Below are 15,199 nucleotides of genomic sequence, written 5' to 3'. Positions count from 1 at the left end.
CGTCCTCGATCAGGCGGGGCGCCGGGCCCGAGCGAAAGAGTCAGTGCGCGAAGTCGGGCTCAGAGCGCAGGAGCTGGCGCTTGACGCTTTCCAGATGGAGGCGGGCGCTTTCAGGATCGCCCTCGCGCATCTGGCGCGCGGCACGGGCCGCGATCTCGGGCGCGATGGGCTTCAGCGGACGGCCGAGCGACATGGCCTTCACCTGCACTTCGGCCGCGCGTTCGAGATAGTAGAGATCGTCGAAGGCCTCAGCGATCGTCGGCCCCAGCACCATGACGCCGTGGTTCTTCAGGAAGACGATATCGGCATCGCCCATCGCGGCGGCGATGCGATCGCCCTCGCTCTCGTCCAGCGCCAGACCGTTGTAGTTTTCGTCCACAGCGGTGCGGCCGTAGAATTTCAGCGAGGTCTGCCCGGCCCAGACCAAGGGCTGGCCTTCCACCATGGAAAGCGCGGTGGCGTTCGGCATATGGGTGTGGAAGGCGGCGGTGGCGCGCGGCAGCGTCTTGTGCAGCCGGGCGTGGATATAGAAGGCCGTCGCCTCGGGCTGGCCCTGGCCGGCCACGACATGCCCCTCGAAATCGCAGATCAGAAGCCGGGAGGCGGTGATCTCGTTGAAGGCCCAGCCATAGGGATTGACCAGGAACAACTCGTCATGGCCTGGCACCATGGCCGAGAAATGGTTGCAGATGCCCTCCTGAAGGCCGAGCCGGGCGGCCATGCGGAAACAGGCGGCGAGATCGACGCGGGCCTGGCGCACCGCCTCGTTGTCCAGCGACTGGTTGCGCAGAAGCGCGGGCATGGCGGTCTTGAGGTCGAGTTCGTGAGCCAAGGGCAAACTCCTGGAAAACAACAATAGGCGGCATCGTGCGTGCCTGGCATGACAGCTGGATGCGGCAGGAGGCGGGCAAGCCACCCGGCCTCGGTGCGGGGAAGCCTAGAGCCGGTTCATGACGCCGGCGAAAGTACCGACCCGTTCGGGATGGACTCGGCCTCGATGGCGTCGAAGCCACGGCGCGGCAGATTCGTGGACGGCGCGCTCGGGCGTTTCGAAGCCTTCGCCATGATGCCGGCTTTCGAAGCCGACCTGACGGCAGGCGGTGTCACGAAACCGGTTCGGCTTCGCGGCCGACGTCGGAAAAGGTGGGACCCGCCTCGGGCTCCAGCGTGCCGCGATAGGCGACGACCAGTCCGACGAGCGGCGCGCGGATCGTGATGTCGAAGGCGAACCGGCCGTCGATCTCGGTCTCGAAGCTCTCGCCCGAAGGCAGCAGGGGTTTCGGCATCGGGATTTTCCAGACCGACCACCGTCGCGGCACGAAGAAGAGCCGATTGCCGGCCCGAACCAAGGCTATCGAATAGCGCGCGACCCCGAACCGCTCGATCAGCAGATATTCGTCGCGTCCGGTCCCGACGGATTGATGCGACCGGAACGTCGACCCGCCGATGGTCCGCGTCCACCGCTCGCCGTCCCGCTCCGGGGCAAACGTAACCGTTGCCGGCGCTCGCTCGGCCGTTGCCGGGAAGCCGAAAGCCGCGCAGAGAAGGCGGGCGAGGATGCCGCTTCCCCGCCGCACGCTGGCCGACCCGGTCCAGCGTCGTTCCGCCGAGCCCGAATGCAGGTCGCGGACGGGAGCGGGCAACTCGTCGAGGGCCGGCCCCAGGATGCTGCGATAGATCGTGCCGCCGTCATGACCGTCCCGAAACCCGGAAACAATGGTGCGGCGTTGGAAAACCGCCTCGTAATCCTCCAGTTCCAGCGCGCGAACCGCCGAACGGGCCCCGCTTTCCGGTCGCTCGCCGCTCATCCGCTTTCGAACGAGCGCCTCGATCGCCATGGACGGAATGAGCGGGCCGTCGTCTCCTTCAGCCAGAAGATGCCAGCTGCGCACGACATCGCGCCCCGCCGCGCGGCCATGCGCGCGCACGATCATTCCGCCGCGATGCTCGCCGAAGCGAAGCCGGTTCAGGACCGCATGAAACAGTTTCGCAAAGGGCGTGAGAGGCGGCAGTCCGAAGCGCGCCCTCGACTTGGCCAGGATGTTGAGCATCCGGTGCAGGACTTCCGGCAGGGGGGCGGCCCCCATCCAGATGTCTCCGATCGACGGATGCTCGGGCGGGATGACCTGAAGATCCGGCACGTCGACCAGCGAGAAGCGCAGGTTTCGCAGCGGCAGGCGACCCGGCACGGCCACCGTGAAGCGGCGGCTTTCCGTGAGGCCCGGGGCGCTGGAAGCCTTGCCGTCGCGCAGCAGCTTCACCGGCCCGCCGGCATAGCCGACGACGGCGCGCATGACGTTGAGCCCGATCCCGGCATAGGGCGACGGCGCGATGCCACCCTCCACGGCGTGGATCTCCATCGTCGCCGCCATCTTTCGAAGAACGGCGGCGGTCAGCACGGGAAAGCTGCTGACACCGGATAGAACGGCGACGCCCGCCGCCTTCGCCCGCTCGTCGAAGGCCGAGACGCCGAAGACGAAATCGGCCCCGTCGGCGAAATCGAGATAGTCGATCCCCGCCGCTATGCAGCACTCGATCACGTCATAGGGGTCGGAACCGTAGTCCTGAAAAGGACCCGAAGCGTCCACCACCAGGTTCGGTTTCTCCGCGTGCAACGCCTCCGAAATATCCGTCCGGTCGAGCGCGAGAGGTCGGACGCGAGCTAAGCCTCGATACGACGCGCAAAAAGTCTGCGCGCGCTCCAGGCTGCGCCCGCAGACGAGCATCTCCACGCCGTCGACATCGCCGAGGAGCTCGACCAAACGTCCGCCGAAGACGCCGTAGCCGCCCAGGATCAGAACTTTCATCGATGCGCGTTCCCGCCTGGAAAAATCTGCGGGAGACCGCGTGCGGAACGCTTCACAGGATGCGGTCCCTGTATCGTTGCGGAGCCACCCAGCACGTGTCCCGCCGGCCGAACAGGCGATAGCGATGGCGCGCGACGAGGAGGTAGACGGGGTCGCGCAGCGCGGCGGGCACGATCCGAAACACCCGCACGAGCGACCACGGGAACCCGAGCCGTTCGTAGATGCTGAGGACGGCGTCGCTGTCCCGGCGCATCCGCTCCCCGTCCACGACGAGCAAGCTGGCGGGATCGTTCGGGTCCATCCCGTGCCGGCGATAAAGGGACCGCCCGACCTCGCCCTGCATGGAGGCCAGACGGAACACGGCCTTTCGGTCCCGCTCCAGGACGAACCGGGCGTTGGCCGAACACAGGACGCATTCGGCGTCGAAAAGGATGATGGGACCGGTGGCGGGCGTTGCTGGGCGGGGCGTGGTCATCGTGCCCGACCTATAGCCGATTTCGGCGGCATGAGAGAAGTGGACCTCCCTAACGTCCCCGCTTGTCGCCCCATCGCCGGAGGCGGCCCGTCAACGGATCATCCGAGCCCATCGGCCGCCAACGGCGAAGCACAACCTTCGAACCGGGGCCGGCGCCGCCGATGTCGTTACGCCGAGAGCGCTGCCGGCGGCGGCTGGTCCTGCGCCAATCGCGCCGGCTTCCCGACTAGATAGCCCTGGACGGCGTCGCAGCCGATGTCGCGCATGAGTTGGAGCTGCGCCTCCGTCTCCACGCCCTCCGCCAGGATCGCGACGCCGAGGCGGCGGGCGATATGGGTGATGCCCTCCAGCACGGCCAGGGAGTGCGGGTCGGTCTCGGCGGTCGCGACGAACGAGCGATCCACTTTGATGCGGTCGAGGGGGAAGTCGCGCAGGTGCGCCAGCGAGGAGTAGCCCGTCCCGAAATCGTCCATCGCCACCGTGACGCCGAGCCGGCGGATGGCGTTCAACGTCTGGGCGATACCGACGCCGTCGCGCACGATCGCGGTCTCGGTCAACTCGATTTCCAGCCGCCGGGCCGGCAGGCCGCTTTGCGCCAGCGCCTGCGTCAGATGGGTCAGGAGAAGCGGCGACTGGAACTGGACGGGCGAAACGTTGACCGCGACATAGATCTCGTCCGGCAGGTCCGCCGCCTGCCGGCAGGCCTCCTCCAGCACCCAGGCGCCGATCGCGACGATCTGGCCGGTTTCCTCCGCCAGCGGAATGAAGCGCGCCGGCGAAAGCGCGCCAAGCATTGGATGATCCCACCGGATCAACGCCTCGTAGCCGATCAGCCGGTCGTCACGCAGCGCCAGGACCGGCTGGTAGACGAGATGCATCTCGCCGCGCTCGATGGCGTGCCGCATGTCGGCTTCGAGCTGCCCCCGCTCGGTGATCGCGTCCAGCATGCCGTGCGTGTAGCAGCTCACCAGGCCGCGCCCCTGCCGCTTGGACTCGTAGAGCGCGACATCGGCGAACTGCATGAGATCGGCAGCGTCGCTGGAGTCCTCGGCGCAGCCAATGCCGATGCTGCACCCGATCTCGACCGTCAGCTCGTCGATGCGGAAGGGAGAGGAGATCGCGGCGATGACCGCGCCGGCCACCGCGAGGCCCTGCGGCTTGTCGCCATAGACAAGGACGGCCATCTCGTCGCCGCCCTGGCGCGCCACGAAGCCGATCTTCCCGGCGATCTCGGTCAGGCGCTCGGCCACCTGGATCAGGAGCTTGTCGCCGACCGCATGGCCATGCGTGTCGTTGACCGACTTGAAGCGGTCGAGATCGATCAGAAGCAGATGGAAACGCCGCTTGGCGGAGACGTCGCGCTCCAGGCGCGCGCTCAGCGCGCGGCGGTTGGCGAGCTTGGTGAGCGGGTCGCTGAAGGCGAGTTGCGCCACATGGCGCTGCGCCTCGCGCTCCTTGGTCACGTCGTCGAAGGTGATCACCGTGCCGCCCTCGTCGAGCGGGCGGATCTCGAGTTGCATGATGCGACCATTGTCCATGGGATAGTCGATCTGCGTGAAGCGGGCGAGGCTGCGCCATTTGTCGAGACGCGCGCTGGCCTGCTCCCGCCGCGCCGCCGACCAGCCGTTGCCGTCGGCCACCCGCGCCACGATCTCGTTCACCGTCAGGCCGGTGAGATCGGTGTCGGGCTGGAAGCCGAACACTTCGAGATAGCGCCGGTTGTAGAGGCGCGCGCGGCCATTCGCGTCGAGAAACAGCAGGCCGTTCGACATATTGTTGAGCGCGGTCCTCAGAACGGCGGAGTGGGCCTGCTCCTGCGCCTCGAAGCGCTTCGCCATGAGGATCGTCAGGAAGGCCCCGAGAAACACGACGCCGGAACCGATGCCGACGAAGACGCTGAGCGTGATGTTGTCGTGCGGCCCATTCCCCGCGCCCGCGACGCAGTCCAGCCGCGTTCCGGCAAGGGCCATAAAGTGAGTCCCGGCGACGGCGGTGGTGAAGAGCGCGCAAACGGCAAAGGACGCTCTCGTGCGGGGAGACAATCCGCAGGCCATCGCCATGCAGCCGACCCCGATCGCGGTGCTGAGGCTGCCGATGAGAGAGGAATGCGTGACGACACAGAACTGGACCGCCGCCATTCCGGCGTGATGCATGGCGCCGATGCCAAGTCCCGCCGCCGCTCCGGTGAGAACCCGCAGGCGCCGGGATTTGCAAAGCGCGGATAGGGCAAGCGGGGCGCCGACCAGCAAGACGCCGAGGACGACGGAGAGCATCGTCATGCGCCCGTCGAAACCGGCGTCCCTGTCGGGCCGCCAGCCGAGCATGGCGATGAAATGCGTCGTCCAGACACCAAGTCCGGCCACAAGGGCCGTTCCCGCCAGCCAGCGCCTCCGGGGGCCGGGCCGGGCCTGCGCAACGCCGCGCATCAGCTTGGCGACGAGCCAGCCGGCCACGATGCACAGGACGAGGGCGGCGAGGACGAAGCCGAACGAATGGTCGCCGGCCAGTCCGACGAGGGCTGGGATCATCGCCGAGCTATGGACGACGATCCCTCGCATTCGCGTAAATTAATAGGATGAACAGATGGTTCGTCTTCCAGACGGTCTCTGTCGGTGACGAACCCTTTCCGCGACATGACGCAATCAACGGCCTTTCATGGCGCGTTCGTCCTGTCCCATGGCGGGATCGAGGCTCAAACTCCCGCGATCGGGTTCGGAATGGGTCCGACCTTATCGATCCCGTTTTGGCGCCCCGCAAGGTGTCGGGACCGAGGTCGGACCGATCCGTCCCGATCGGAGGAAGGGAGCAGACAGGTTTTCGAGGCAGCGTCCGCCGGACCCACCGGGCCGAGGCTCGCTGACATCATCGAACAGGCGCGGACGGCGGAGCCTCGTGTCTCCGCCCGCGCGTTCGCAACATCGGTTTGAAAGAGGATTGTATGGCCGTTATTTCAGGAAACGACGTGTTCTCGCATGCGATGATCGGCGCCGCCGACGTCGCGGTCTCGACGAAGTTCTACGACGCGGCGCTGGGCGCCCTAGGCGTCAAGAATCTAGGACCGTTCGGCAATGGCTGGGTGCTCTACGGCCGCGACAAGCCCGCCTTCATCGTGGCGCGCCCGGGCAATGGCGAAGCGCCGACGAGCAACGGCGTGACGATCGGCTTCGCGGCCGCCACCACGGCGGAGGTCGACGCCTTCCATGCCGCCGGCCTTTCCGCCGGCGGCACGGACGAGGGCGCGCCCGGTCCGCGCGGCCATCTGCCCGGCGCCTATGCCGCCTATCTCCGCGACCCCGCCGGCAACAAGCTCTGCGCCTACACGTTCACCGACGGCAACTGAGCCACGGGGGTATTCGTTGGGGCGGCGGGCGGTTCGATTCCGCTTGTCGCCCCGGCCGGGCCGAGCGAGCCCGATCATCGCCCAAAATTATGGTCCCGGCTAATGGCGGGAAGGCGGCCTTAAGAGTCTCGTGCCTAGACTTCGCTCGCAAAGACGGCGGGTTACACGCGAGGCGATGGCATGAAGCTCGGCATGAAATTCATCGCCTGCATCGGGGCCGGGCTGGCCGTGACGCTGCTTCCCAGCGCCGCCTATCTCGCCAACGCCGCGCGCGAAAGCGCGGTGGAGAACGCGCAGCGCACGATCCTCAGCGAAGCCAACAGCGCCGCCCATGTCGTGGAAACCGAACTCTACCAGTATAGCGGCGGCCTCGTTTCGGCCTCGGTTCTCCTGGGCGAGCGCCATGCCGGCGGGCAGCTTGGCCGCCCCGAGCTTCTGACGGCTCTCAAGCGCAATCTCGAAGTCTTCCCGACCGCCTTCGGCAGCTGGTTCATCGAAAGCCCCAAGGCCTTCGACGGCCGACAGGACGACGTGCGCGACAACAAGGAGCTCGGCGCCAACGCCAACGGCATCCTGGCCGCCTACTGGACGCGCGACAACGCCACCAGCATGAGCTTCTCGACCTTCAAGGACGACTACAAGGCCGACTGGTGGACGGCCTCCGCCAGCACTGGCAAGCTCGCGATCTCGTCCCCCTATGTGGAAAGCTCGACAGGGCGAGGGGTGCTGATTTCCTCGCTTTCCGCGCCGGTTTCCTCCGCCGGCAAGCTGATCGGCCTGCTGGGGCTCGACGTCGATCTCGGCGGCTTGTCCGCCCGTCTTCTCACCTTGAAGCCCTTCGGGGAGGGGGCCGTGACGCTCCTGTCCGGCAAGGGAGACTGGATCGCCAATCCGGACGCCAGCCTTCGCACCAAGCCCTATGGCGAGGGCCAGGGCAGCGCCGAACTGAAAGCGGCGCTCGCAAGCCGCACCGCCGTCACCGCCGCGTCCATGGTGGGCGCGGACGGCGCCGTGTTCCAGCGCCTGTTCCTGCCCTTCGACATGCCGAACCTGAACGCCAGCTGGGTGATGGTGGTGGACGTGCCGCAGGCCGCGATCCTCGGGCCGGCGAACCGCCAGGCGCTGACCATGCTGGCGGGCATCGCCCTCAGCCTCGTCGTGGTGGTCGGTCTCGTCGTTCTTCTCAGCCGCCGCCTGATCTCGCGCCCCTTGCGCAACGCCGTGGAGGCCGCGAACGCGATCAGCCTCGGCGATCTGTCCGGCGTCGTCTCTCCCGAGGGCAAGGACGAGGTCGCCGAGCTTCAGCGCGCCATGGCGGCGATGACCGCCAAGCTGCGGGAGATCGTGTCGGACGTGACGAGTTCGGCGCAGCTGGTCGCCTCCGGCTCCACTCGCTCCGCCGCCACGGCCGAGCATCTCTCCTCCGGCTCCACCGAGCAGGCCGCCGCCAGCGAGCAAGCCTCGGCGGCCGTGGAGCAGATGACCGCCAACGTCCGGCAGAACGCCGAAAGCGCCGCCCAGACCGAGAAGATGGCCAAGCACGCCCGTGTCCTGGCGGAAGATGTCGAGCACAACGCCTCCGAAGCCGCGGCGGCCATGAGCCAGGTGGCGGCGAAGGTCCGCGACGTGCGCGAAATCGCCCGCCAGACCGACCTTCTGGCGCTGAACGCGGCGATCGAGGCCGCGCGCGCGGGCCAGCACGGCAAGGGCTTCGCGGTCGTCGCCTCCGAAGTGCGCAAGCTCGCCGAGCGGGTGCAGAGTTCCGCGATCGAGATCGAGAAGCTGACGGAGGGCACGCTGGTTCTGAGCTCCGCCGCCGGCCAGAAGATGAGCGAACTGGTGCCGACCATTCAGCGCACCGACGAACTCGTGTCGGAGATTTCGGCGGCCTGCCGCGAGCAGTCCGTGGGACTGGAGCAGATCAACCTCGCCATCGTCCAGCTGGATCAGGTGACGCAGGCCAATGCAGGGTCGGCCAACGAGATGGCGGTCACCGCCTCGCAGCTGTCGGAAGAGGCGAGCCGGCTGGCCGAGCGCGCCGGTTTCTTCCGCACCGGCCCCGCCCGTCCGCGCGCCGCCATGGCGAGCGAGGAACGCAGCCAAGCGGTTCGCGCGCTTCAGGAGCGCGTCAGCGCCTTCGGCGCCAAACACGCCGCCAAGCCGCGCGCAGCCGCCCCGCCCGCCAACGAGGGCATCGCGCTCGACCTGGACGGCGAGTTCGAGCGCCAGAGCGCGTGAACCAGGGATAAGTCGGCCAGCCTCACGTAGCCTGCCGACACATCGCCATCTATGTTCCATAACGCATATTATGAGCTACGAATTCTATCCGCTTTTTCAATAGGATAGACTGCAAATCGGCGGAGCCAGTTGTCAGCGCACGCCGCGCTCGGACAGTCCTAAGCGTCTTGGGCTCCCCACCCTTCCTCGGCCGTCGCGCAAACTCCTTGAACGCTTGGCGCCAGCCCCTTCCGGTTCCTCGACCACCCCACGAGGTCAGCGAAGATCGGCTTCAGGGCGTAGGCGGCCCCGGTCAGTTCGTAGTCCACCCGAGGCGGGATGGTGGCGAAGGCGGTTCGACCGACGAGCCCGTCCGCTTCCAGCGCCCGGAGCTGCGAGGTCAGCATGGTCTGCGTGATGCCCGGCAAGAGGCGGCGCAGCTCGCCGAACCGTCTCGGGCCGGCGAGGAGGACGAACAGGATGTCGATCTTCCACTTGCCGATCACCGTGTTGACCACCCGGCGGAACTCCGCGACCTCCTCGACGGAGGGAATGCAGACGGGTTCGCGCCCGGAAACGCCGATCGTATCCATTTTCAAACTAGGTCCGATTTTCTTGCCTACTTGTGAAATCGTACCTCGCATCGGAAATCGGAGCCATCCCCGCGTCGCTCCAGCGACCTTGCCCCAGATGGACACCTCCGATGGCTCGCACCATGATGATCCTGCTCGCCTGCCTTTCCCTGGCGGGATGCCAGACCGCAGGCTCCGGCCACCGGTCCGGCCACGCCGGCACCTACCCGTCGGCGCCCCCGCTCGCGGCCATGGCGTTCTGACGCGATGCCACCTCAGGAGAGGGTTCTCGTCCGCGTTCATGCGGCGGGCCTGATCCCTGTCCACGACGAGATCCGGCAGGGCAAGCTGACGCTGGTCGTCCGGTGGTGGCCCCTCCCCTTCGTGGGAAACCTTGCCGCCGCTGCGACGCGCAAGCTCTCAGGCCGGATGCTGTTGAACGCTGAGGCCGCCGTCCACGGTGAGGCAGGTCGCGTTCATGAAGGGGCATTCGTCGGAAATCATGAAGACGGCGGCGAGCGCGATCTCGTCCGGCGTCGCGATGCGCCCGCCGGGGTGAAGGCGCAGCGTGTCCGCCTGGGCCGCCGCGGGGTCCGGAAAGGAATTCCAGTAGTCGATCACCTTCTGCGTCGCGACATAGCCCGGCGCCAGCGCGTTCACGCGCACGCCCTTGGCGGCGTATTCGAGGCCCAGCGCCTTGGTCATCCCGAGCAGTGCGTGCTTGGCGAGCGGATAGGGAAAGGTGTGCGGGATGATGGTGAAGGCATGGGTGGAGGCGATGTTGAGGATCGCCCCGCCGCCCGCCTCGATCAGCCCCGGTAGAACCGCCCGGCAGCAGTTCCACGCGCCCTTGAGGTTCACGTCGAAGCAGCGGTCCCAGTCGGCGTCGCTCGAGGCCAGCGGCTCGGCGAAGACGTTGATCCCGGCATTGTTGACGAGCGCGTTGATCGGCCCGAGCTCGCGCCCTCCCCGCTCCACCGCCGCTTTGATCGCGAGCGCGTCCGAAATGTCGGCGCCGACCAGAACGAGGCGCGCGCCCTCGCCCGCCAAGGCTGCGCCCGCTTCCCGCAGAAGCGCCTCGTCCCGATCGAGAAGCAGGAGCGCGGCGCCCTCGCGGGCGAAGGCGCGCGCCAGCGCCGCGCCGATGCCCTGGGCCGCGCCCGTCACCATGATCCGCTTGCCCAGAAGCCGCTCGCCCATCGCCCCGCCTCCCTTTCCCCGCCTTCGACCCGTCACCATTCCGCGAAGCTGCCGTCGGCATGGCGCCAGACGGGGTTGCGCCAGCGGTGCCCCTCGGCCGCGCGGCGGACGACATAGTCCTCGTTCACTTCGATGCCGAGCCCCGGCCCTTGCGGGATGGCGACGAATCCGTCCTCGTAGTGGAAGACCTCGGGGGTGGAGATATAGTCGAGAATATCGTTGCCCTGGTTGTAGTGAATGCCGAGGCTCTGCTCCTGGATGAAGGCGTTGTAGCTGACCGCGTCGATCTGCAGGCAGGCCGCGAGCGCAATCGGCCCGAGCGGACAATGCGGCGCAAGCGCCACGTCGTAGGCCTCCGCCATGGCCGCGATCTTGCGGCATTCCGTGATGCCGCCGGCATGGCTGAGATCGGGCTGAATGATGTCGACATGGCCGTCCTGGAGCACGCCCTTGAAGTCCCAGCGCGAGTAGAGCCGCTCGCCCAGCGCTATCGGCACCGAGCAGTGCTTGGTGAACTCGGCCAGCGCCTCGCGGTTTTCCGACAGGACCGGCTCCTCGATGAACATCAGCTTGTAGGGTTCGAGCTCGCGCGCCAGGACCTTGGCCATGGGCTTGTGGACCCGGCCGTGAAAGTCCGCGCCGATGCCGATATGGGGGCCGACGGCCTCGCGCACGGCGGCCACCGCCGCGACAGCCCGCTCCACCTTGTCGAACGTGTCGACGATCTGAAGCTCCTCGCAGCCATTCATCTTGACCGCCTTGAACCCCTGCGCGACCGCCTCGCGCGCCTTGGCCGCGACATCCGAGGGCCGGTCTCCGCCGACCCAGGAATAGACCTTGATCCGGTTGCGGCACTGGCCGCCGAGCAGCTGATGGATCGGCTGGCCGAAGGCCTTGCCCTTGATGTCCCACAAGGCTTGGTCGATGCCCGCCAGCGCGCTCATATGGATGGCCCCGCCGCGATAGAAGCCGCCGCGATAAAGTACGTTCCAGTGATCTTCGATCAGCAGCGGGTCCTTGCCGATGATATAGTCGGCCAGTTCGTGCACCGCCGCCTCGGTGGTCAGCGCGCGCCCTTCCACCACCGGCTCGCCCCAGCCGGTGATGCCCTCGTCCGTCTCGATCTTCAGGAAGAGCCAGCGCGGCGGCACGATGAAGGTCGAAAGCTTGGTGATCTTCATGGGCGATCGGTCTCCGCAGGCGGCGAGAAAGGGGTGAGGCGGATCGTGCCGGCGAGCGTTTCGCCGGGCGCCAGCGGGGCGAGACCGCCGAGATCGGCCCGATCGTGCCCGCCCGGCAGATGCGTCATCGGCTCGAAGCAGAACCAGTCCTGCGCAGGCGAGAAGGCTTGGTCGGGCAGGAACAGGAAGGCATGGGCGAAGACGGGATCGACTGATAGCGCGAGGCCGGCGCGGCGCTCCGGCCAGACCACGCTGGCCCGCCCGCCCCAGCCCTCCAGCGCGTTGTTGACCCAGCGCGCCGGCAGCGGTGCCGGGGCGGCGAAGTCGAGATCGGCGGGCAGCGGCGCGGGCGCGCCGGGCAGATGGCCGGGCGCTTCGGTCCAAAAGCCCTTCGCATCCGTTTGAAGCCGCGTTCGCGGCGTGCGCGGCAGGAAGGGATGCCAGCCGAGGCCAAAGGGCATGGGCGCCTCGCCCGCATTGGTGATCGACAGGGCGATGTGGAGCCCGCCGTCGCGGATGCCGATCTCCTGGCGCGCGTCGTAGCGATAGGCCTCGCCCTCGTGCCGAAAGGCGAGATGCGCCCTGTCCGGACCTGCCTCCTCCAGGCGCCAGTCCGCCAGCCAGCCGTCGCCATGGAGATAGAACGGATCGGGCGTGTTAGGGCGGAACCGGTGCTCCCGGCCCTGGAAGCGGAAGGCGTTTCCGGGCAGGCGGTTGCCGAAGGGCAGGAGCGCGAAGGCCGAGCGCGCCTCCGGCCCCGCGCCCTCCGCCGCCGGGCAGAGCAGCGACGTGCGCTCGCCCCCGTCGTGGCGCCAGTCGAGGCCGAGGATGCGCCCGCCCTTCGTGGAGACACGCGCCTCGAGACCCTCGCGCGCCAGCTGGAGGACGCCCACCGGCTCAGCGCCTTCCCAGCGTGCGCGAGCGCAGATTGTCGAGCAGCACGGCGAAGAGCAGGATCAGGCCGCGCACGACATATTGGTAGAAGGCCTGGATGTTGAGGAGGTTCATGACGTTTTCGGCGATGCCGAGAATGAGGACGCCGACGATGACGCCGCTCATCGTCGCCCGGCCGCCGACCAGCGAAACGCCGCCGAGCACGCAGGCCGAGATGACGGACAGCTCCAGCCCCGTCGCGGCGTTGGGCTGGCCGCTGGTGATACGCGAGGCGAGGAGAATGCCGGCGACGGCGCAGACGAGGCCCTGCAGCGCGAAAATGCCGATGCGCCCCCAGTCGACATCGACGCCGGCCAGCCGCGAGGCCTCCGGGTTGCCGCCGATCGCCAGCGTGTTGCGGCCGAAGACGGTTCGATTGAGCACGAAGGCGAAGACGGCGAAGAGCGCCAGCATGATCCAGACCGGCGTCGGCACGCCGAAGAAGCGGCTGAGCGCCAGCTGGTAGAAGGCGGGATCGTTGATGCCGACGGCACGCCCGTCGGAGGCGATGAGGGCGAGGCCCCGCACGATCTGCATCGTGGCGAGCGTGGTGATCAGCGCGTTGATGTGCAGCTTGGCGATGACGATGCCGTTGACGAAGCCGACGAAGCTTCCCGCCAGGAGGGCGGCGAGGAGCCCGAGCGGGATCGAGCCCGTGGCGTTCGACACCATCACCGCCACCATGCCGGAAAAGGCGACGATCGAGCCGACCGACAGGTCGAAATCGCGCGAGGCAAGGCAGAACATCATCGTGCAGGCGACGATGCCGATCGTCACCACCGACTGGAGCAGGCCCAGAATGTTGCGCTCGGTCAGGAAGTTGGGGACCGTCAGCGAAACGAGGGCGAAGGCGAGCGCGAAGAGGACGAGGAGCCCCTGCTCGCCGAGCAGGACGCGTTTGATCGTGGCGGTCATGAATCAGGCCTTTTCGGCGAAGCGGGGCGTGGTCTGGTCCGGCAGGGCGGCGGCGAGAAGCGCGGCCTCGGAAAACTGGGGGCGCTGGAACTCGGCCGCGATCCGCCCCTCGCACATCACCAGGACCCGATCCGAGATGCCGATCACCTCCGGCAGTTCGCTGGACACGACGACGATGGCGATGCCCTTGTCGGCCAGCGCATAGAGGATCTCGTAGATCTCGGCCTTGGCGCCGACATCGATGCCGCGCGTCGGCTCGTCCACGATCAGCACCTTGATGTCGGGCTCCGACAGCCAGCGGGCGAGGATCACCTTCTGCTGGTTGCCGCCCGACAGGTTCACGATGTCCTGCCGGCGCGAGGGCGTGCGGATGCGCAGGGTCTCGATGAAACGGTCGGCCGTCCCGGCCTCGCGCGCCGGGCGCACGATGCCGAAGGGCGAATGGTGGCGGCGCGAGGAGATCGCGATGTTCTCGGCCACCGAGCGGCCCTGCACGATGCCGTCGGCCTTGCGGTCCTCCGGGCAGAGCACCAGCCCGGCGCGGATCGAGCGGCGCGGGCTCGGCGCCGCGAAGGCCTCGCCATCCACGACGACACGCCCGCCACTCGCGGGGTCGGCACCGTAGACCAGCCGCATGAGTTCGGAGCGGCCCGCGCCGACGAGGCCGAAGAAGCCGGTGATCTCGCCCGCCCGCGCCTCGAAGCTCTGGGGCTCTGGCACGCGCGCGCCGCGAAGGCCCTCGACGGCAAGGCGCGTCGGCCCGATCGGGCGCGGTCGCCAGCCCCAGATGTCGGCGATCTCGCGCCCCACCATCTCGGACACGAGGCGCTCGCGCGTCACGCCCTCCATGGTGGCGTGATGGGCGGCGAGCCTGCCGTCTCGCAGCACCGTGCACCCGTCGCAAAGGCGGAAGATCTCGTCCAGCCGGTGCGAGACGTAGAGGATCACCTTGCCGGAATCCCGCAGCCTGCCGATCAGCCGGAACAGGATCTCGCTCTCGCGCGAGGACAAGGAGGAGGTCGGCTCGTCGAGCGCGATGATCCGGGCGTCGATCATCACCGCCTTCGTGATCTCCACCATCTGGCGCTCGCCGATGGAAAGGCCGGAGACCTTGGCGCGCGGATCGACGTCGATGCCGATCTCGGCGAGCGTCGCCCTCACCTCCTCGAACAGGGTGCGAAAGGACACGACCCCGCCCCGGTTCGGAAACCGGCCGAGCTTCAGGTTCTCGGCGACCGAGAGGTTCGGGACGAGCTGCAATTCCTGGTGCACCACGACGACGCCGGCGTCGAAGGCGTCGCGCGCCTGGCCGAAGCGCTGCTCGGCGCCCTCGATGCGGATCGCGCCCTCATCCGCCCGCGCGTCGCCCGAGAGGATGCGGATGAGCGTCGACTTGCCCGCGCCGTTCTCGCCCATCAGGCCGTGGACATGCCCGGCGGGGATCGAGAAGCCGACGCCCGACAGCGCCCTGACGCCGGGATAGGATTTCGAGATGTCGGAGAATTCGAGAAGGGCCATGGCCGCGCCGCGTTGGAGTCTGTTGTGGACCGGGAAGAGGC

Annotated in this window: 12 protein-coding genes; 2 read left to right on the top strand and 10 right to left on the bottom strand. The window is 68.0% G+C overall.

Annotation, left to right across the window (positions count from 1 at the left end; translation table 11 throughout):
* Positions 1 to 40 precede the first annotated feature (40 nt).
* The 4 genes from M673_RS21215 to M673_RS21200 all read right to left on the bottom strand — a co-directional run bounded on the left by M673_RS21215 (position 41) and on the right by M673_RS21200 (position 5,810).
* Positions 41 to 832, bottom strand: coding sequence for an aldolase (locus M673_RS21215; protein WP_061978737.1), 792 nt, complete (start codon positions 830 to 832; stop codon positions 41 to 43).
* Positions 833 to 1,103: 271 nt separating this feature from the next.
* Positions 1,104 to 2,807 carry an SDR family oxidoreductase gene (locus tag M673_RS21210; RefSeq protein WP_061978736.1) on the bottom strand — a complete coding sequence of 568 codons (1,704 nt, stop codon included), beginning with the start codon at positions 2,805 to 2,807 and terminating at the stop codon, positions 1,104 to 1,106.
* A gap of 52 nt (positions 2,808 to 2,859) precedes the next feature.
* The gene (locus M673_RS21205) at positions 2,860 to 3,282 is read right to left on the bottom strand and encodes a thiol-disulfide oxidoreductase DCC family protein (RefSeq protein WP_061978735.1); all 423 of its coding nucleotides are present in this window, start codon (positions 3,280 to 3,282) and stop codon (positions 2,860 to 2,862) included.
* Positions 3,283 to 3,449: 167 nt separating this feature from the next.
* Complete coding sequence (locus M673_RS21200) at positions 3,450 to 5,810, bottom strand: EAL domain-containing protein (protein ID WP_061978950.1); 2,361 nt, start codon at positions 5,808 to 5,810, stop codon at positions 3,450 to 3,452.
* A gap of 410 nt (positions 5,811 to 6,220) precedes the next feature.
* On the opposite strand from M673_RS21200, the gene M673_RS21195 reads away from it, so the two are divergent.
* A complete protein-coding gene (locus M673_RS21195) occupies positions 6,221 to 6,622 on the top strand; it encodes a VOC family protein (RefSeq protein ID WP_061978734.1) in 402 nt (133 codons plus the stop codon).
* Between the two features lie 180 nt (positions 6,623 to 6,802).
* Positions 6,803 to 8,860: a methyl-accepting chemotaxis protein gene (locus M673_RS21190; RefSeq protein ID WP_061978733.1), complete on the top strand. Its 2,058-nt coding sequence runs from the start codon at positions 6,803 to 6,805 to the stop codon at positions 8,858 to 8,860.
* A gap of 158 nt (positions 8,861 to 9,018) precedes the next feature.
* On the opposite strand, the gene M673_RS21185 is transcribed toward M673_RS21190, so the two are convergent.
* From M673_RS21185 to araG, 6 genes are all read right to left on the bottom strand, one after another.
* Entirely contained in the window at positions 9,019 to 9,432 is a 414-nt protein-coding gene (locus M673_RS21185; protein ID WP_082639971.1) for a winged helix-turn-helix transcriptional regulator, read from the bottom strand.
* Between the two features lie 399 nt (positions 9,433 to 9,831).
* A complete protein-coding gene (locus M673_RS21180) occupies positions 9,832 to 10,611 on the bottom strand; it encodes an SDR family oxidoreductase (RefSeq protein ID WP_061978732.1) in 780 nt (259 codons plus the stop codon).
* Between the two features lie 32 nt (positions 10,612 to 10,643).
* Entirely contained in the window at positions 10,644 to 11,792 is a 1,149-nt protein-coding gene (gene dgoD, locus M673_RS21175) for a galactonate dehydratase (RefSeq protein ID WP_061978731.1), read from the bottom strand.
* A complete protein-coding gene (locus tag M673_RS21170) occupies positions 11,789 to 12,685 on the bottom strand; it encodes an aldose 1-epimerase (RefSeq protein ID WP_061978730.1) in 897 nt (298 codons plus the stop codon). Before M673_RS21170 ends, dgoD begins: the two co-directional genes overlap by 4 nt.
* Before the next feature lie 4 nt (positions 12,686 to 12,689).
* Entirely contained in the window at positions 12,690 to 13,640 is a 951-nt protein-coding gene (araH, locus tag M673_RS21165) for an L-arabinose ABC transporter permease AraH (RefSeq protein WP_061978729.1), read from the bottom strand.
* Positions 13,641 to 13,643: 3 nt separating this feature from the next.
* Positions 13,644 to 15,158: an L-arabinose ABC transporter ATP-binding protein AraG gene (gene araG, locus M673_RS21160; RefSeq protein ID WP_061978949.1), complete on the bottom strand. Its 1,515-nt coding sequence runs from the start codon at positions 15,156 to 15,158 to the stop codon at positions 13,644 to 13,646.
* Between the last annotated feature and the right edge of the window lie 41 nt (positions 15,159 to 15,199).

Source organism: Aureimonas sp. AU20 (assembly GCF_001442755.1).
GTDB lineage: Bacteria > Pseudomonadota > Alphaproteobacteria > Rhizobiales > Rhizobiaceae > Aureimonas.
Note: the sequence above shows the minus strand (reverse complement) of the source record. Positions and strands in the feature narration are given on the sequence as shown.